The sequence below is a fragment of the Providencia sp. PROV003 genome (assembly GCF_045040775.1).
Classification (GTDB): Bacteria; Pseudomonadota; Gammaproteobacteria; order Enterobacterales; family Enterobacteriaceae; genus Providencia; species Providencia huashanensis.
This window is the reverse complement of the sequence record NZ_CP096369.1, coordinates 4,384,970-4,402,782: the sequence shown is the minus strand read 5'-3', so window position 1 is coordinate 4,402,782 and position 17,813 is coordinate 4,384,970. Positions and strand designations below refer to the sequence as shown.

Here is a 17,813-nt window from a genome sequence, read left to right as displayed (position 1 = left end):
TAAAAAGTGGTTAGGCAGGCGTATCTCTGTTCGGTTTAGTTTGTTTTTTGTTGCTGCTGTTTTAGAGAGAGCATGACAGCTTCTTTGTCATCTAAATATTCATGTAAGCCTTTGCTTCGTAGGTGGCATGCAGCACATTCACCACATCCGTCACCTTGAATCCCATTATAGCAAGTGAGTGTTTGCTTCCTAATGGTCTCAAGGTGGCCATAACTGTCGGCAAGAGCCCATGTTTGGGCTTTATTCAGCCACATTAATGGGGTTTCAAAACGTATATTTTTAGCGAGCCCAAGGTCAACCGCGTGGTTAAGGGCTTTGACAAACTCATCTCGGCAATCAGGGTAACCGGAAAAGTCAGTTTCACAAACACCAGTAATGACGGCCTCAGCTTGTACTTGGTAAGCATATATTGCCGCTAATGTGAGAAATAAAATATTACGACCGGGTACAAAAGTACTTGGCAGACTGCTCGATTCGCTTTCTGTAAAATCAGGCACAGGGATATTATCCCGAGTTAAACTACTGATCGCTAACTCATTGAGTAAGGTCACATCTAAAACCTTATGAGCATTGGCACCAAGTGATACACTTAACTTTTGTGCAACTTCGATTTCAAAGCGATGACGCTGCCCGTAATCAAAGGTAACACAATGCACTTCGTCATAGTTTTGTAAGGCCTGAATGAGGCAGGTTGTTGAGTCTTGCCCTCCGCTAAAGACCACCACTGCACGTTTCATAGGGACTCCTTGGTGATATCACTTTGTTTAAAACGAGTATTAATTCTCTGCTTTCATGTTAGCGACACTGTAATTTAATTAACAGTTCTATTTTTATAAATTTCCATTAATTAGCGTGCTATTTGTACTCTTATTTGGTTATCTGGGTAAAATTCTTCTATAATAATGTCAATTGGTAACATTTTTATTGTTTTTAAATGATGAGATTTTGCTTAATATTGGTAATTCAAATAATAGAAAGATAAAAGAGCATTTCCACCTAAGCCATGAGGGCAATTATGTTAGATAAAATAGACAAAAAACTGCTTTTTTTATTACAAAATGACAGTAGTCTATCTTTAAACACCCTGGCAGAAGCTGTCAATTTAACCTCTACACCATGCTGGAAAAGACTAAAACGACTCGAAGATGATGGCTATATTCGGGGTAGAGTAACGTTATTAGATGGTGAGAAACTTGGGTTAGGTTTAACTGTCATCGTAACAATTAAAACACAGCACCATAATAGTGAATGGTATGAACAGTTTGTGTCTTTCGTGAGCCAACTTCCTGAAGTGCTAATGTTTTATCGCATGGCTGGTGAATATGACTATCTTATGCAGGTAGAAGTTCACGATATGAAATCCTACGATTTGTTTTACAAAAAACTGGTTAATGGGGTACATGGCTTAATTGATGTAACGTCCAGCTTTGCGATGGAAAAAATTAAATATACTACGGTGCTGCCAATCCCCGATTAGCGCAATTTTGTTGGTAAACGACACGAGCGTTTCAGTTATGTATAAATAAATTAACATTATCCAAGGCAGTAATACGTGCGATTATTTTCACAACTAAGTTGGTATTTTTTGAGCGAATGGAAGCGCTATTTTGGCGCAGTTTGCTTTTTAATTATTATTGCAATTCTACAACTGGTTCCGCCGCGCATCGTGGGTGTCGTGGTTGATGGCATAAGTAAAGATACTATGCCTAAAAAACAGTTGGTGACATATATCTTATTAATGCTGCTTATTGCATTGGTTGTTTATGGCCTGAGGTACGTTTGGCGACTATGGCTATTTGGGGCATCTTATAAGCTGGCAGTTCAATTGCGCCAAAAATTTTATCGACAATTAAGCTTACAAAATCAACAGTTTTATCTTAAATATCGAACTGGGGATCTAATCGCTCGCACAACAAATGATGTGGATCGTGTGGTATTTGCTGCTGGAGAGGGTGTTTTAACGCTAGTAGACTCATTGGTTATGGGGTGTGCAGTATTAATCATGATGAGCGTTGAAATTAGTTGGCAGCTCACATTGCTTGCGCTTATTCCGATGCCGATCATGGCAATGGTTATTAAGCGTTACGGCGATCAGCTCCATCATCGTTTCAAGCACGCTCAAGGTGCGTTTTCATCTTTGAACAATCACGCACAAGAGAGCTTAACCAGTATTCGTATGATCAAAGCGTTTGGCCTTGAAGATCATCAGTCGAATCAATTTGAACAAGTGGCAACGGAAGCGGGGCGTCGTAATATGCATGTTGCGAAAGTCGATGCTCGTTTTGATCCAACAATTTTTTTAGCGATAGGCATGGCAAATTTGCTCGCTATTGGTGGCGGAAGTTGGATGGTGCTAAATGGCACTTTGACTTTAGGTGAGTTAACTAGTTTCGTGATGTATTTAGGGTTGATGATTTGGCCAATGTTAGCCCTTGCTTGGATGTTTAACATTGTCGAACGAGGAAGTGCGGCTTACAGCCGTATCTTAAGTTTATTAAATGAGCCTCTCGTTATTCAAGATGGTTCCCATTCATTACAGCCTGAAAAAGGGCCGTTGGATGTGAACATAATAAGGTTTAGTTACCCAGAAACAACGCGAGTCGCATTACATGATATTCAATTTAACCTGCAACCAGGGCAGTTTTTAGGTATCTGTGGGCCAACGGGGGCGGGGAAATCAACATTGCTGGCATTATTACAACGTCAGTTTGATATCACTGAAGGGGCTATTTGTTATCAAGGGCAGCCCTTGTCTGAAGTATTACTAGATGAATGGCGCGCAAGGCTATCGGTAGTAAACCAATCTCCATTTTTATTTTCAGAAACTGTCGCAGGGAATATTGCTCTAGGAAGACCAGAAGCTAGCCAAGAAGAAATAGAGCAGGCGGCTCGGATTGCTTGTGTACATGATGATATTTTACGTCTGCCTGAGGGGTACTTAACCCAAGTCGGTGAGCGTGGAGTGATGCTTTCTGGAGGGCAAAAGCAACGGATCTCAATAGCACGGGCTATCTTACAAAATGCAGAAATACTTATATTGGATGATGCGCTTTCAGCAGTAGATGGGCAAACAGAGTTTACTATTTTGCAAAATTTAAGCCGCTGGCGACAAGGGCGAACCTTAATTATTAGTGCTCATCGCTTATCTGCATTGGTTGAAGCCGACAATATTATAGTGTTATCCCAAGGAGCTATGGTTATTCAAGGTAGGCATGAGGCGTTAATTAGCCAGACTGGTTGGTATAAAGATATGTATCATTATCAACAAATTGAAGCTGCTTTGGATGGTGATTTATGAGCCAGAAAAAACCACTTTGGCCAGCATTGAAGCGCTTATTATCTTATGGCAAAGCATACCGGGGTACAATGGGAATTGCCATTGCTATGCTATGGTTAGCCGCGATTGCAGAAGTCAGTGGGCCGCTATTGATCAGTTATTTTATTGATAATATGGTCGCGAAAAAGCAAATCATTATGCCATTGACGTTATATATGGCTATTGGCTTTATATTGCTTCAAGTTATTGCTGCGTTATTACATTATTATCAGATTATTTTATTTAACAAAGCATCAGTGGGGGTTGTGCAAACATTACGAACTGATGTGATGAATGCTGCCTTGCGACAGCCACTAAGTGCATTTGATAAACAGCCTGTTGGCCAGCTAATTTCACGAGTGACTAATGATACCGAGGTGATTAAAGACCTGTTTGTCATGGTCGTGCCAACGGTTTTTCGCAGTTTAGCACTGATTTGTGCCATGTTAGTTGCGATGTTTTCATTAGAATGGAGAATGGCATCTATTGCTGTGATGATTTTCCCTGCTGTATTTGTGGTGATGATTGTTTATCAGAGGTTGAGCACACCGATAGTACGTCGTGTTAGGTCTTACCTTGCTGATATTAACAACGGTTTTAATGAAGTGATTAATGGAATGACCGTTATTCAGCAGTTTCTACAGCAAGCAAGGTTCGGGGCAAAAATGCAAGAGGTCAACCAAGACCACTATTTTGCACGGATGAAAGCTTTAAAATTAGATGGTTTGTTACTAAGACCATTACTGAGTTTATTTTCTGCATCAGTATTGTGTGGGTTGTTACTACTGTTTGGGTTTGAAGGAACAACGACGATTGGTGTTGGTGTTTTATATGCATTTATTAATTATTTGGGGCGATTAAACGAACCATTAATTGAATTAACCTCTCAACAATCCATGCTACAGCAAGCGGTTGTATCAGGTGAGCGAGTTTTTGAATTAATGGATAGCCCACAACAGGGTTATGGCGAAAGCCTTGTCCCATTGCAAGGTGGCTCAATTACCATTAACCACCTATCTTTTGCCTATCGTAATGACAAAATAGTGTTGCAAGATATCAACTTACACGTACCTGATAATAATTTTATAGCTTTAGTTGGTCACACAGGAAGTGGTAAAAGTACTATTGCTAATTTAATTATGGGTTATTACCCATGGCAAAAAGGTGAGATCCTATTAGATGGGCGAGATTTAAATTCATTGTCTCACCATGTATTAAGAAATGGTATTGCGATGGTACAGCAAGACCCTGTCGTACTTGCAGCTTCATTTTTTGACAATGTGGCGCTTGGGCGTGATATTAATCAAGAGAAAGTCTGGGATGTTCTTGAAATTGTTCAACTTGCAGAGTTAGTTCGCACTTTACCTGAGGGGTTAGACACAGTATTAGGTGAACAAGGAAATACCTTATCTGTAGGTCAAAGGCAGTTATTAGCGATGGCTAGGGTGCTGGTGGTGACCCCGAAAATTTTAATCCTAGATGAAGCAACTGCAAATATAGATTCAGGGACAGAGCAAGCGATACAAAAAGCGCTTCGAGTGATCCGTCAACATACAACACTGGTGGTGATTGCCCATCGTTTATCAACGATAGTTGATGCCGACCAAGTTGTTGTGTTACATCGTGGTGCAATTGTTGAGCAAGGTCAACATCTACAACTTTTACAACAAAAAGGGCGTTATTATCAAATGTACCAGTTACAACAAGTTGGGGAGTCGTTGAATGCCCTCAGTGATGCTGAAAAGGAAGTTGTAACCAGTTAATTATTCTGCACCATTATAATGCACACCTTAAAACCACTCAGCCGAGTGGTTTTTTATTTTGTCTTTTCTTTTTGATTTTTAAGCAAAAAAACATTTTGGCATAAGTTTTGCTCTGACGTCAGTACTGCTCGCTAAATTGAGTGGGTTATTGGTATGACTTATAGGAGTAAATATGAAATACATCATCGCAATTATTAAGCCATTTAAATTAGATGAGGTTCGAGAAGCGCTATCTGATGTTGGTATTCAAGGGCTTACCATTACTGAAGTTAGGGGGTTTGGGCGGCAAAAAGGGCACGCAGAGTTATATAGAGGAGCTGAATATACTGTTGATTTTTTGCCCAAAGTACGAATGGAAATAGCGGTGTTAGATGAACAGTTAGAGCTGGTCATTGAGACCATTGAGGGTGTTGCTTGTACCGGACAGGTAGGGGACGGAAAAATATTTGTTTTGCCTCTAGAGCAAGCTGTACGGATCCGTACGGGTGAAAAACAAGATGAAGCACTGTAGGAGAATGACGATGCGTAAATGGTTCCTAGTCGTATATATATGGGTATTAATGGGTTTTCCAATGAGTGTGTTTGCTTCGCCAAAAGAAGTCGATAAAGCCGATAATGCTTTTATGATGATAGCTACTGCATTGGTTATTTTTATGATTGTACCGGGTATTGCACTGTTTTATGGTGGGTTATTAAGAAGTAAAAATGTGCTTTCTTTAATGGCGCAAACAACGGTGATCTTTGCATTGGTATCTGTTATTTGGATTGTTTATGGTTATAGTTTGGCTTTTAGTGAAGGAAATGCTTTTTTTGGTGGTTTTAACCAAGTGTTACTTAAAAACATTTCAGTAGAAAGTTTATCCGGTTCAATTCCCCAGTTTGTGCATGTGGCGTTTCAAGGTGCATTTGCATGTTTAACTGTTGCATTAGTTGTTGGCGCATTAGGAGAACGCATTAAATTTTCTGCCATTCTCATTTTTACCGTTATTTGGACTACATTTGCTTACTTACCTATGGCTCACATGGTCTGGGGAGGCGGTATTCTTTCTCAAGATGGTGCGCTTGATTTTGCAGGGGGCACTGTTGTACACATTAATGCCGCTGTTGCAGGTTTAGTTGGTGCTTACTTACTTGGGCATCGAACAGGATTAGGAAAGGAAGCAATTAAACCTCATAACTTACCGATGGTATTTATGGGGACATCTATTTTATTTGTTGGGTGGTTTGGCTTCAATGCAGGGTCGGCGGGAAGTGCAGATGGTATTGCTGCTCTGGCATTTATCAATACGATTGCGGCAGCGGCTGGAGCAATCCTGTCTTGGACATTTGCCGAGTGGATTTTTAGGGATAAGCCCTCATTGTTAGGTGCTTGCTCTGGTTGCTTAGCGGGGTTGGTTGGTGTGACTCCTGCCGCAGGAACTGTCGGGGTTGGTGGGGCGCTAATCATCGGTTTGCTTTCTGGGATCGCCGGCTTATGGGGCGTGGTCATTCTTAAACGTTGGTTAAAAGTAGATGATGTTTGTGATGTTTTTGGTGTTCATGGGGTCTGCGGTATCTTAGGGTGCTTGTTGACAGGGGTATTTACTGCCAGCACATTAGGCGGAAGTGGTTATGCAGAAGGAATTACTATGATGAAACAAGTTGGTATTCAAGCTGTTAGCATTTTAGTCTGTGTGGTTTGGACTGCGATTGTTGCCTTTATTGCTTTTAAGATAGCAGCTAAAACATTCGGTCTAAGAATTACAGTAGAGAAAGAAAGGGAAGGTTTAGATATAACTTCTCATGGTGAAAGTGCTTACAATTAAACAAGTACGGTACGATATGATAATGCTGAAAACAGGATAAATACTGTGTTCTATTCGAATTGATAATGGCAGTTTATTGTTTGCTGCCATTACCTTTTCTTTTTTAGTCTGTAAGTATTCACTTACTTTTTTACTGCGGATTAACGAGGTTGCCTGTGACGTATCACACCTTCTTGAACCGCTGTTGCGACTAGCTCCCCTTGGGGACTATAGATTTGGCCTTTTACAAAACCTCTCCCACCTGATGCCGAAGGGCTTTCTACGGCATATAACAACCAATCATCAATCTTAAATGGGCGATGAAACCACATTGAGTGGTCGATAGTCGCTACTTGTAAGTCGCGTTCCATAAACCCTCGACCGTGTGGCTGTAAAGCGGCAGGTAAAAAGTTATAGTCAGAAGCATAGCCAAGTAAATAGCTATGTAGAGAGGGTAAGTCGGGCAATTGCCCTTTGGCTTTAAACCAAATATAGCGAAATGGCTCCTGAGGTGGTGCATCAAATGGGCTATAAAATTCCACTGGACGGAACTCAAAAGGCGTTGGGCGAAGGGCGTATTTCTTAACTGATTCGGGGAGTTGATCCGCTAAGCGCTGTATAATATCGTCTTGAGAAATTAATTTTTCTGGTGGTGGAACGTCTGGCATTAGGTTTTGATGATTATAGCCTGTTTCCTCAGACTGGAATGAGGCAGTCATAAAGAAGATTGGTTTTCCATTTTGGATAGCACTGACACGTCGGGCGCTGAAGCTTCCACCATCACGCAGTATCTCAACATCGTAGATAATAGGGCGCGAGCTATCACCAGGGCGTAGAAAATAGCTATGGAAAGAGTTAATAGCTCTATCTTCTGGTATGGTTTGCTTCGCAGCATACATAGCTTGTCCGACAACTTGTCCGCCAAAAACTTGTGGTAAACCAAGGTCTTCACTTTGTCCTCGAAAAATACCTTCTTCAATCTTTTCAAGCTCAATTAGGCTAATTAAGTTCTTTAATTCTGGGCTCATAGTTATCTTCGGTTCACTTGGACATAATTAGATATTGGTATTTTCCCATTATTTACTTTAAATAGGTAGGATGATTGTGCGTAGAAAATTTTAATTCACTTAATGTTACATTTTGAAATATTAATTTATTATTTTATTTATATTGGTTATACTTCACCCTATTCCCATATCTAAAAATGATGTGTTTATTTCTCTACCATAAATGTTTTAAATAAAACATAGGCTTACAGGTAATATCTATGAGTTTCTTTCGCCATATAGTTAGCTTATTGGTCGTTTTGACGTTGATTGGCTGTGAAGGGAATAGCACAAAGCCAAGCGCAAAAACACTTAATGCTAAAAGTAGCCACAATAACCAAACGGTTGATTCAGGGAAAATTGAAGGGCGAGTGGTGATTTTGCAAGATTCTGTTTTACCAGAAAGTGCGATTGTCACGGTAACTCTTGCAGATACATCTGTTGTAGATCTGCCTGCATTGATATTATCGCAGAAATATTACAATTCATTGAATAATCGACCGACAATTCCATTTGAGCTAACTTATCTCAAAAATGAAGTTAGACAAGAGGGTACTCTGACCGTCAATGCGACGATTAAAGCTGACGGGAAGCTATTATACATTGCTGATTCTGATGCTGAAGTTATCAATAATGGTATAACTAAAGATGTAGAGTTGCTGATGGTACCAGCGAACTAATTTGATGGCAGCTAATTTTCAGTATTCTATCTCTTATGTTGGTTCTTGTGTAATAAACCAGCACTTGGCTGTGGCTTTCTTGCTATTTTAGTGACTATCAAGCATAATGCCTCTGCTTTGAAAGAAGCAATCAATGGGGGCTCTGTTGGTTCTCCCGCAACGCTAACTTGTTAACTTGGTCAGGTCCGGAAGGAAGCAGCCATAGCAGGGGTCGTGTGTGCCGGGATGTCGCTGGCAGGGCTCCCACCCAATTTATCCCACTGCTTTCATCTAAACTAGAAAAAATCCCCTTATTTTTATATCAAATTAATTGGCTAGTTTTGTGTTCTGTATTTAATTGTATTTATAAATATGAAGTTTATTTTTATTCTTTAAAATAATATCTAATATTAAAATAGAATAAAGTTAAAAATATCGCATTAATTGTTAATTATAATGGTGATAAAAAACAGAAGGCAGGGAAATTAGAAATAAAAAACCTACTAGCACTATATTAGTGCTAAAAATAAAATTGTATTAAGTTCAGCCGATAAGTGGATTTACCGGCTATAACCATTCACTATCTGCGCGTGTTAATACAGTATTATCTAACAAACTTCCATACAGAAGGTGGAATTTTATCGTAGAGCTTATTCATAGTGAGTTCAGCAAGACGATGATCTGCCGCTGAGTAGAATAACTCTAGTTCATCATCAGATAGTTCATACTTGTTTTTTTCAATGACACGCTCAAGTGTTTCAATTGTTGTGCATTTTCTCAAACGCATCAGATAATCAGATTTGGTCATAACGCCCTTTCTTTATATGGAATATAACTTAGTAACATACGATGTTATTGTTTGATTAAAGATAAATAATGATTTTATGTTTTGCTGGTCAGACATTTTAGGTCATCATCCAGCACTGAAACTAGATTTTGATTCATAGTTTCCCAATCTATAATTTCACTTAATGTGATGACTGGGCTACCAAATAAGTCATAAGTCTCATCGAGGTACTCTTCAATTAATGATATAACGAGATTTTCTTTTGGATATTTGATCTTAAATCGCCAGACAAAAGCTGCGATATGTTCAATGAGTTCATTTAGAGCTGCACTTTGTGCAGAGCTTAGATCGTTAATCCAATGTGTGTTGGTTTTTTGCAAACTTAAGATAGCGTCTCTATTGAGACTGTTACATAAGTATTTTAGTTCTGCTATATCATGTCTTTTGGGTGAGTATTCATCCATAATCACCTCCGCGGGCGAATCTGACTTTTGCTATGTGTATTGTTATATCAATAATAATGTCACGTTAACTAATTAAAAGCACCTATGTTCAATATACATATATAAAGCAGTAATATATTGAAAAATATAAAGTTATTGCTAGTTCGTTAAGTTTTCGAAGATTATTAATATTATACATAAGTGACATTCGAACACGGACTGGCAGCTTGGACTAGTTTAGCCGCGATATAATAATAGCATTATTATTACATAAGTCACCACCAATCAACTACTTTTTTCATTTTTATTAGTAAGTGACTAAAATAGAGCTATAAATGCTCGACTTAAACTCAATTTTATAAAATGTTTAAATTACGTTTAACCATTTGGTTATTTTAGTACGGCTAATATGAAATGTTTACACAAAAGATGTTATAAAAAGTATTACTCCATTCAGAGTATTTAAATAGTTTAATTTTACCAATGAAATAAGATAATTAAATAAGAAAAAACCTCGACCAAAATTGGGGAGGTTTTTCATGGAGGTAACTTAGAGGTAAAGGTTTAAGGTTACCCCTGGTTTTAAATCAGCCATTTTTACGCCTGAGTTCCAAGTCATTAAATCATTGAGCTTGATACCATGGCGTTTTGCAATACTATAATAGGAATCGCCTTTTCTGACTTTATAGGTTTTCGTTTTACGATTGTTTGCTGCCGATATTGGACTAGAAACTTTTAATGTTTGCCCTGGCATTATCACACTCGCCGTTTTTAACCCATTTAGCTTCTGAATATTTTTGGCTGTGGTATTAAACTTTTTAGCAATACTGGCGACTGATTCCCCTTTACGTACTTTATAAGTCGTAATTTTTGCTCGGTTTTGGCGAGCTGTTGAAATTGCCGTCGGTTGTGCCGTTTTAATTTGTTGATTTTGTATTGCGGCAAGGCGGATGGTTTCTAAAACGTCTTGGTCAGATAACGATGTTTTAAATTGCTCCGCTTTTGCTGTTGGTAACATAATATAATGTGGGCCTGTTGGCGATGTGATGCCTCGAGTATAGCCTGAATTATAGGTTTTCACTGATTCTACAGTAAGCCCTGCTAGCTCAGCGGCTTGGGATAGTGTAATTTGCTGGCCTACATCAATTTGAGTTAACGCCCTATTTTTATTACTGGTTGGCAGGTTAACTTGGTACTTTTCTGGTGTTTTCAGCACTTGGCTGAGAGCTAGAATTTTGGGTACGTATTGTTTAGTTTCTTTTGGCAAAGAAAGGGACCAGAAATCAGTCGGCAACCCAGCAGCCTCATTCTTTTTAATAGCATTTAGCACACAACCTTCACCACAATTATACGCAGCTAACGTGAGCTCCCAATCATGGCCAAACATGATATTTAGGTTTTCAAGTAAATCAAATGCAGCTTTAGTTGATGAAACAACATCTCTACGTTCATCAACCCATTGGGTTTGTTTTAGCCCATAAGAACGCGCTGTAATTGGAACGATTTGCCACAGGCCTGCGGCTTTTGCTGGTGAAGTTGCTTTAGGGTTGAAAGAACTTTCAATAATCGGAATTAATGCTAATTCCATCGGCAAGTTACGTTCGTTAATTTCGTCTACGATGAGGTACATATAGGGCTCTGCTCTTAATGCCACATCGTAGACAAAACGTTGTTTGTTTAGGTAACTGTTAGCCATTTCCCTGATTTGTGGGTTATCAGGTATATCCATTTTTAGCTCATCACTGATGTAACCCCAAAGGTCATAATCTACCTTTGGAAGTTGTCTACTTGCTGCTTGGTTGTGAGAGGCAACAGTTTCAATTGTGTGATTGGCTGAAGGTTTGTTCTGCTTAACATTTTTTGGGGCGGTTTGGCATCCTGCCAGCAGAACAATGGCGATAAGTGTCGCGATTTTCTTCATTTTATTCTATTGTTCTTCGTTGCAATGTTTAAAAGTCGAACAATAATACTTATCCCACCCCATGATGACAATCATTAAACTTTAAAATTGATCTTTTAATTGACGTAAAAGGGTAAAAACTGCTCTCAAAGGGGGATTTTGCATATTAATTTCGAGTTTTTTTTGTAATTGTTGATTGTCGCATTGCAAGAAAATATTTATTTTCTTCTCATCTTTCAATAGGGTAGGAACTGTTGCTTGATGTTTGTCACGCATTTGCGTTATTTTTTGTAAATATTGTGTAATCGCTTCATTTTCAGGCCAGATATAGTGAGCAAATTTAAGGTTCGACAAGGTATATTCATGGGCGCAGCATATTAATGTTTCGTCTGGGAGCGCTGCAATTTTTTGAATAGATTGCCACATTTGTTCTGGTGTACCTTCAAAAATACGCCCACAACCAGCTGAAAATAAAGTATCACCGCAAAACAAATAAGGCGCTTGGTAAAAACCAATATGCCCAAGGGTATGCCCAGATAAAGCAATTACTTGGAATTTAAATTGGTTAATAATGACAGTATCACCTTCTTCGACTAATTCTGTTGCACCTTTATTTTCAGTTTCTTTAGGTCCAAAAACAGGTAGCGATGTAAATTTGTTTAAAATGCCTTTTACACCACCGGTATGGTCATTATGGTGGTGAGTTAAGAGGATAGCGACTGGCGTTAAATGTTGTGCGGTAATTATTTCGAGCACAGGCTCTGCCTCCGCAGGGTCAACAATGATACACTGCTGGTTATCAGCTAAAACCCAAATGTAGTTATCATTTAAAGCTGGGACTCGAATTAACTCCATAACGACCTCGATACTTGTTAATAGGGGAATTTCATGAAGCCTGCACGTATTGATAAAAAGCTCCAAATGCCCGTTAGTTGGTGTGATATTCCTTTTGGAGAGCAATACCGGCAGTCTATAGAAAACCAATTAAGGCCTTGGTGGCCAAAGATATTTGGTTTTCATCTCCTTAAGTTAGGCCATTTAAGTACTGAAATCCAGACCCAAGAGTGCCTAATTTCTCATCAGTTCAATGTTGGGAATAATGACCCGCGGTTTAATCTTATTGCTCAACCGGGGGCGTTGCCCTTTACTGAGAAATCAATTGATGCATGCTTAATGGCTCATTGTTTAGCCTATGATAGCGACCCACATTGGCTTCTAAGGGAGGTCGACCGTGTATTAATTGATGATGGGTGGCTAGTTATTTCAGGGTTTAACCCCTTTAGCTTAGCAGGGTTAGCAAAGTTAGTACCTGTTCTACGTAAACGGCAACCTTATTGTAGCCGGTTTTTTCCTGCTTTAAGGGTATTTGATTGGCTAAGTTTATTAAACTATGAAGTTTTATATCATCGTAATTGTCATGTTATCCCTTGGATGAATTCACACAGACGGATTAATAAACATGGCGGTGGTATAGGGGTACTAAGTGTTATTGTGGCGCGAAAACGGACTTATCCGCTCACGCCAACGCCGTTAAAATTTAAGCAGCCGAAAGTTAAAATAGGCACGGCTTTAGGTGCGGCAAAAGAGCTGAGTGAACGCACTAAAGTTAACCATAATCGTTAATCTTGTGCAGGTTGGTAGCCGGTATCTTCTTTGGTTGGAGATGACGCCGCCGCGCGAGCAAGCTCATCGCATTTTTCGTTTTCTGGGTGACCTGCGTGCCCTTTAACCCAGCGCCAGTCGATAGTGTGACGTTGGATAGCTTCATCGAGGCGCTTCCATAAGTCTACATTGACAACGGGAGACTTATCCGCTTTACGCCATTGTCTGCGTTTCCAACCGTGGATCCATTGGGTGATCCCTTGGCGGACGTACTGGCTGTCAGTGGTTAATATGATATCACAAGGCCGTTTCAGTGATTCTAGGGCGACAATAGCCGCAAGTAGTTCCATCCGGTTATTTGTGGTTAAAAAATACCCATCACTCAACGTTTTTTCATGCTGTTGATAACGTAGAACAACACCATATCCCCCCGGGCCAGGGTTACCCAAACAGGAACCGTCCGTGAAAATTTCTACCTGCTTTGTCATTTCTGTTACACTCTATATTATTCGTTCCTTTCTAGTTTGACACAAAAAAACATTATGAGCACGGTGATAACCAGACAAATTGTTCTTGATACTGAAACAACCGGTATGAATAAACTCGGTGTTCATTATGAAGGGCACAATATAATTGAGATTGGTGCAGTTGAAGTGATTAACCGCCGACTCACAGGGCGTAATTTTCATGTGTATATTAAACCCGATCGCTTAGTGGACCCTGAAGCATTTGAAGTGCATGGGATCAGCGATGAGTTTTTGCAAGATAAGCCCGTTTTTGCAGATATTGCGGATGAATTTATTGAATTTATTCGTGGCGCTGAATTAGTCATTCATAATGCCCCCTTCGATATCGGGTTTATGGATCATGAATTTCGTAAGCTCAATAAAGGTATTCCACCAACGGCTGACTTTTGTACGATCACGGACAGCTTGGTTTTAGCTCGTCGCCTTTTCCCCGGAAAGAGAAACAACTTAGATGCATTGTGCGATCGTTATCTAATTGATAACACTAAGCGTACTTTACACGGGGCATTGCTCGATGCGGAGATTTTATCTGACGTCTATTTAGCAATGACGGGTGGGCAAACATCGTTGTCATTTTCGATGGAGTCTGAGTCCGCCGATAATGAGCAAACCAATGAAATACAAAGAATTGAACGACCGACAACAGGCTTGAAAGTACTCTATGCTTCCGATGAAGAGGTCATTGCCCACGAAGCGCGATTAGACATTGTCGATAAGAAAGGGGGAAAACCTTGTCTTTGGCGGCAGTCTTCTGATGAGGCTGAAAATTTACATTGATATATAGAATGTATTGGTACAAATGATGGCATGCAAATTAAGTGTGCTATTTAAGGCTAAAAACTGCTCAACTGCGCGATTTCCCAAGAAAAAGTATTGACGGGGCTGCAAAGTATTCGTAATATGCTTGGCGTTCCCAGAAGGGAACATCCGGAGCGGTAGTTCAGTTGGTTAGAATACCTGCCTGTCACGCAGGGGGTCGCGGGTTCGAGTCCCGTCCGTTCCGCCACATTGTAACGCCATGCTATTGATTAGCATGGCGTTTTTGTTTTTGAGGTTATTATTGTATGCCATCCAGTATGCCATTTTATTTTGGTTCTCCTTCAATTGCATTAGTGAGTATTGGACGCAATACAGGTATATAGTGAACTCTAATTAAGATGGACAATAATGAAGGTGAGGTTACCCACCTTCAATTATTATTTTATCATGAGTGCTAATTCTTAGTCATGCACTCAAATATCCCCAATGTGTTTATGTTCGTGGTACTAACCCATCCGAGTTTAGCTGATTCAGGTAAATCATCAAAAAGTGTTATGGCATGGTAGAGTTGTACCCATTGTTCATCAGCTGTTCGTTTAGCGACCCAGAATTGTTCTTTTCCTGATGTGGGCTGATAGTTGATAGACTTGGAAGCTCTATCGGGTTGATCATAAACCTGAAGCGTATTGGCAGGAGATGAGCTGAACTCAACACAATCTCGATAGGTTGGCTTAGGTTGTTTGCCGAAATAAATCCCCAATGTGACGACTGCGATAATTCCGACAAAAGGAAGGCTATTTAATGCGCGATGTTTCATGGAAAGATAACCTCCACATGGTCAATCTGTTTTCCTTGGCTGTAAGCATCCAGCCACACTTTTTTGTTAATACGGGATAAGCGGTAATAGGTATCGAGAGGGCTGTCTTCACAATCGCCAGTCGAGGTACTGAACAGTTGGTTTGTTTGACTATCAATCACTTCGGCAATCACGAAGGCGCATTTAGCGCCTAGATTCACTGTGCTCGTGACGACATAACGTCCCTCGAGGTAATCATCAACACGACAATCCTTATCGGCAATCGCTTGGTTATTACACATTGGTGTAAAACCACTTTTATCGATGGCGGTATCAAATACGTTCATGTTAAAGGCGCTCGCGGTAAAACTGAGGCAAAATACCATGAAAATAAATACGTATTTAGTCATGATTTATCCTCATTGTTGAATCATCTTTCTGATGGTTGTTTTTCTGATAGGTGAGTCGACCTAATGTGATTGCAATAGCCAGTTCGATAAAAAATAGCAGGAATAATCCGAACATATTTAATCGGTTAGGCAATAGAACGTTAAGGAGTACCAATAGCGCTAAGATAACAAGGGAAATGATTGTTGACAGGGTTATCCTGAGTTTCCGAGAACGCGTTGCCGTGTATTGTTGTAGGAAGCCATACCCCCAATACCCCACATAACCTGCGATAGTGCCCGCCAGAATCACCATGATATTGAGATTGATTTGGTTGCAAATGCCTATCGCTAAGGCATTCATAATGACAAGGTATAGCGCTAAGAACGTCATTAAACGGAAAATAGGATGCGGGTATTGAAATGGGTGGGATACATTTTTAACGGTATGGATATAGACAATAACGCCAGCGCTCAGTCCGATAAGGCAGGCGAAAAGGAGGAAAATAAAAAAGTATTCATAAAGTATAAAAATTAAAGCATGGTCAAAAACCATAAAAGGAATAATCCCGATGAGCAATAAGTAGATAACACATAAAGAGGCGATGAAAGCGAAGACGAATGCCAAAATTTTTCGCGTTAGCATTAAACGGAAAGGGATACCCTTAAACCCATAAATGACCCACAACAATATTTGAGAAATCAAGAGTGGAGCTAACATCGCGATAAGGTAATACAGTAGATACATTAAGGGCTTACCAATAAATAAGTCGACCTTATAGTGATTGGCGATGATGACTGTAAAACCGAATACTAGCACTAAGCTAATGATGAAAAAAATTCGTTCAACACCTAAACGAATATGATTAATTGAATTCATTTTTACCTCTTTTTATTACAATTTTTTTTGTGGTTAAAATTTAACCGTGGATATTTTTTTGTTTAATCAATAAAATAGCCAACATCAAAAAGGCATGTTGGCTAGGTAAGTTGAGGGTAATCTTTAAGGCTTAATGCCTGGTATTAGAATCGGTAAGTCAAACCAAGCATGATATCGTTGGCCTTCACTTTGATTTTTGAGGTGTTTTCCCCATCGCCTACCGCTGTCGTGATGTCGGCTTTTCCGGCATCTAAATAGCGATAACTTAGACCCATATCCCAATCGTCATTGAGGGCATAGTTCACCCCCGCACCGACACTCCAGGCAAAGTTATTGGCGGTATGCGTGTGAGTATCATGCAGAGAGAGTCCTGGGGTATAAGCATCAGCGCGGGTGGTTTTAAAATCCACGGCCGCATAGCCTAGCCCGACAGAGATATACGGCGTGAAATTTGAGCTATTTTTAATGTCGTAATACCCATTGACCATTAACGTATTGAGTTTGATTTGGTTTTTAATATCACGAGTTTGATGTACGCCATTACGCACACGGTCGCGGATGTTGTAGGTTGAATTCGCTTTATCACGCGCCATAAATTCCAATTCAGCCCGAACAGGGATATCAAACTGATTGGAAAAGTCATAACCCAACGCAAGTCCACCGCCAAATACCCCCGTACGATGGCTATCCCCATTTTTGGTACCATTATCACCGGCATCAGCATAGCCGCTGTAGACAAACTGTTGGCCGGACATTTGCACAATGGATGCACCCATTTTCCCCGTGACATAAATCCCCGTTTTACTGTCATCCGTGTTAGCGAATGCTGGTAATGAAATGCACCCCATCAGGGCGGAAACAATAAACGCTTTTTTCATGATTGATTTCCTTTTAATCAATATCACATTAAGTATGGTTGAATCGCGTTATGTCAGTGGAAGGCATGAGAGATTTGACTCAATCACCTTAATATCACTGACATAAAGATAATTTAGCGTGAGATAGTTTAACTTAATCGATCTGTTTTACCTATCAATAATTAAAATACGATCGGTAATATCGATCATATCTATCAATAAACGGTTATCGATCGGCGTAATCGATCAACTGTTGTTTTGGTGCTTAAATAAGAAAAAGAGTTGATGAGAGAGTGAGTCAAAATGGA

Annotated in this window: 18 protein-coding genes, 1 tRNA gene, 1 other RNA gene and 1 pseudogene; 10 read left to right on the top strand and 11 right to left on the bottom strand. The window is 39.8% G+C overall.

Annotated features, from left to right (window positions below; translation table 11 throughout):
• Nucleotides 1–35: 35 nt before the first annotated feature.
• Nucleotides 36–737: a 7-cyano-7-deazaguanine synthase QueC gene (queC, locus tag M1F14_RS20195; RefSeq protein ID WP_042846900.1), complete on the bottom strand. Its 702-nt coding sequence runs from the start codon at nucleotides 735–737 to the stop codon at nucleotides 36–38.
• A 278-nt stretch (nucleotides 738–1,015) separates the two neighbouring features.
• Here queC and M1F14_RS20190 point away from each other — a divergent pair, with 278 nt between their 5' ends.
• The 5 genes and pseudogenes from M1F14_RS20190 to amtB all read left to right on the top strand — a co-directional run.
• Nucleotides 1,016–1,477, top strand: coding sequence for an Lrp/AsnC family transcriptional regulator (locus M1F14_RS20190; RefSeq protein ID WP_042846899.1), 462 nt, complete (start codon nucleotides 1,016–1,018; stop codon nucleotides 1,475–1,477).
• A gap of 75 nt (nucleotides 1,478–1,552) precedes the next feature.
• Nucleotides 1,553–3,298 carry a SmdA family multidrug ABC transporter permease/ATP-binding protein gene (locus tag M1F14_RS20185; RefSeq protein ID WP_071547717.1) on the top strand — a complete coding sequence of 582 codons (1,746 nt, stop codon included), beginning with the start codon at nucleotides 1,553–1,555 and terminating at the stop codon, nucleotides 3,296–3,298.
• Entirely contained in the window at nucleotides 3,295–5,079 is a 1,785-nt protein-coding gene (locus M1F14_RS20180) for a SmdB family multidrug efflux ABC transporter permease/ATP-binding protein (RefSeq protein ID WP_042846896.1), read from the top strand. The genes M1F14_RS20185 and M1F14_RS20180 overlap by 4 nt, the downstream gene beginning before the upstream one ends.
• Nucleotides 5,080–5,251: 172 nt before the next feature.
• Nucleotides 5,252–5,590 (top strand): P-II family nitrogen regulator, encoded by a 339-nt coding sequence (locus M1F14_RS20175; protein ID WP_181469088.1) that lies wholly within the window; start codon nucleotides 5,252–5,254, stop codon nucleotides 5,588–5,590.
• Nucleotides 5,591–5,669: 79 nt separating this feature from the next.
• Nucleotides 5,670–6,884, top strand: a pseudogene (gene amtB, locus M1F14_RS20170) (ammonium transporter AmtB); the annotation flags it as partial.
• Nucleotides 6,885–7,024: 140 nt separating this feature from the next.
• Here amtB and tesB read toward each other — a convergent pair.
• Complete coding sequence (gene tesB, locus M1F14_RS20165; protein ID WP_042846893.1) at nucleotides 7,025–7,891, bottom strand: acyl-CoA thioesterase II; 867 nt, start codon at nucleotides 7,889–7,891, stop codon at nucleotides 7,025–7,027.
• A 239-nt stretch (nucleotides 7,892–8,130) separates the two neighbouring features.
• Here tesB and M1F14_RS20160 point away from each other — a divergent pair, with 239 nt between their 5' ends.
• Complete coding sequence (locus tag M1F14_RS20160; RefSeq protein WP_042846892.1) at nucleotides 8,131–8,589, top strand: YbaY family lipoprotein; 459 nt, start codon at nucleotides 8,131–8,133, stop codon at nucleotides 8,587–8,589.
• A 143-nt stretch (nucleotides 8,590–8,732) separates the two neighbouring features.
• An RNA gene (ffs, locus tag M1F14_RS20155) (signal recognition particle sRNA small type) lies at nucleotides 8,733–8,829 on the top strand.
• 343 nt (nucleotides 8,830–9,172) lie between these two features.
• Here the strand turns inward: ffs and M1F14_RS20150 are convergent.
• The 4 genes from M1F14_RS20150 to gloB form a co-directional block, all read right to left on the bottom strand.
• Nucleotides 9,173–9,376: an HHA domain-containing protein gene (locus M1F14_RS20150; RefSeq protein WP_042846891.1), complete on the bottom strand. Its 204-nt coding sequence runs from the start codon at nucleotides 9,374–9,376 to the stop codon at nucleotides 9,173–9,175.
• A 74-nt stretch (nucleotides 9,377–9,450) separates the two neighbouring features.
• Nucleotides 9,451–9,819, bottom strand: coding sequence for an Hha toxicity modulator TomB (gene tomB, locus M1F14_RS20145; protein WP_042846890.1), 369 nt, complete (start codon nucleotides 9,817–9,819; stop codon nucleotides 9,451–9,453).
• 529 nt (nucleotides 9,820–10,348) lie between these two features.
• Nucleotides 10,349–11,719 carry a murein transglycosylase D gene (gene mltD / locus M1F14_RS20140; RefSeq protein WP_048608373.1) on the bottom strand — a complete coding sequence of 457 codons (1,371 nt, stop codon included), beginning with the start codon at nucleotides 11,717–11,719 and terminating at the stop codon, nucleotides 10,349–10,351.
• 81 nt (nucleotides 11,720–11,800) lie between these two features.
• Entirely contained in the window at nucleotides 11,801–12,553 is a 753-nt protein-coding gene (gene gloB, locus M1F14_RS20135) for a hydroxyacylglutathione hydrolase (protein WP_048608371.1), read from the bottom strand.
• A gap of 33 nt (nucleotides 12,554–12,586) precedes the next feature.
• On the opposite strand from gloB, the gene M1F14_RS20130 reads away from it, so the two are divergent.
• Complete coding sequence (locus tag M1F14_RS20130) at nucleotides 12,587–13,321, top strand: class I SAM-dependent methyltransferase (protein WP_042846887.1); 735 nt, start codon at nucleotides 12,587–12,589, stop codon at nucleotides 13,319–13,321.
• Here the strand turns inward: M1F14_RS20130 and rnhA are convergent.
• On the bottom strand, nucleotides 13,318–13,788 hold the full coding sequence (rnhA, locus tag M1F14_RS20125) for a ribonuclease HI (RefSeq protein ID WP_042846886.1): 471 nt from the start codon (nucleotides 13,786–13,788) through the stop codon (nucleotides 13,318–13,320). The genes M1F14_RS20130 and rnhA overlap by 4 nt on opposite strands.
• Nucleotides 13,789–13,842: 54 nt before the next feature.
• Here rnhA and dnaQ point away from each other — a divergent pair, with 54 nt between their 5' ends.
• Both dnaQ and M1F14_RS20115 read left to right on the top strand, forming a co-directional pair.
• Nucleotides 13,843–14,604 carry a DNA polymerase III subunit epsilon gene (gene dnaQ, locus M1F14_RS20120; protein WP_048608368.1) on the top strand — a complete coding sequence of 254 codons (762 nt, stop codon included), beginning with the start codon at nucleotides 13,843–13,845 and terminating at the stop codon, nucleotides 14,602–14,604.
• Between the two features lie 152 nt (nucleotides 14,605–14,756).
• Nucleotides 14,757–14,833, top strand: a tRNA-Asp gene (locus tag M1F14_RS20115).
• A gap of 207 nt (nucleotides 14,834–15,040) precedes the next feature.
• Here M1F14_RS20115 and M1F14_RS20110 read toward each other — a convergent pair.
• From M1F14_RS20110 to M1F14_RS20095, 4 genes are all read right to left on the bottom strand, one after another.
• Complete coding sequence (locus M1F14_RS20110; protein WP_113418002.1) at nucleotides 15,041–15,403, bottom strand: hypothetical protein; 363 nt, start codon at nucleotides 15,401–15,403, stop codon at nucleotides 15,041–15,043.
• Nucleotides 15,400–15,792, bottom strand: coding sequence for a hypothetical protein (locus M1F14_RS20105; RefSeq protein WP_181469089.1), 393 nt, complete (start codon nucleotides 15,790–15,792; stop codon nucleotides 15,400–15,402). Before M1F14_RS20105 ends, M1F14_RS20110 begins: the two co-directional genes overlap by 4 nt.
• A complete protein-coding gene (locus M1F14_RS20100; RefSeq protein ID WP_181469090.1) occupies nucleotides 15,785–16,648 on the bottom strand; it encodes a hypothetical protein in 864 nt (287 codons plus the stop codon). The genes M1F14_RS20105 and M1F14_RS20100 overlap by 8 nt, the downstream gene beginning before the upstream one ends.
• A 143-nt stretch (nucleotides 16,649–16,791) precedes the next feature.
• Nucleotides 16,792–17,526 (bottom strand): outer membrane protein, encoded by a 735-nt coding sequence (locus M1F14_RS20095; protein WP_181469091.1) that lies wholly within the window; start codon nucleotides 17,524–17,526, stop codon nucleotides 16,792–16,794.
• Nucleotides 17,527–17,813 lie beyond the last annotated feature (287 nt).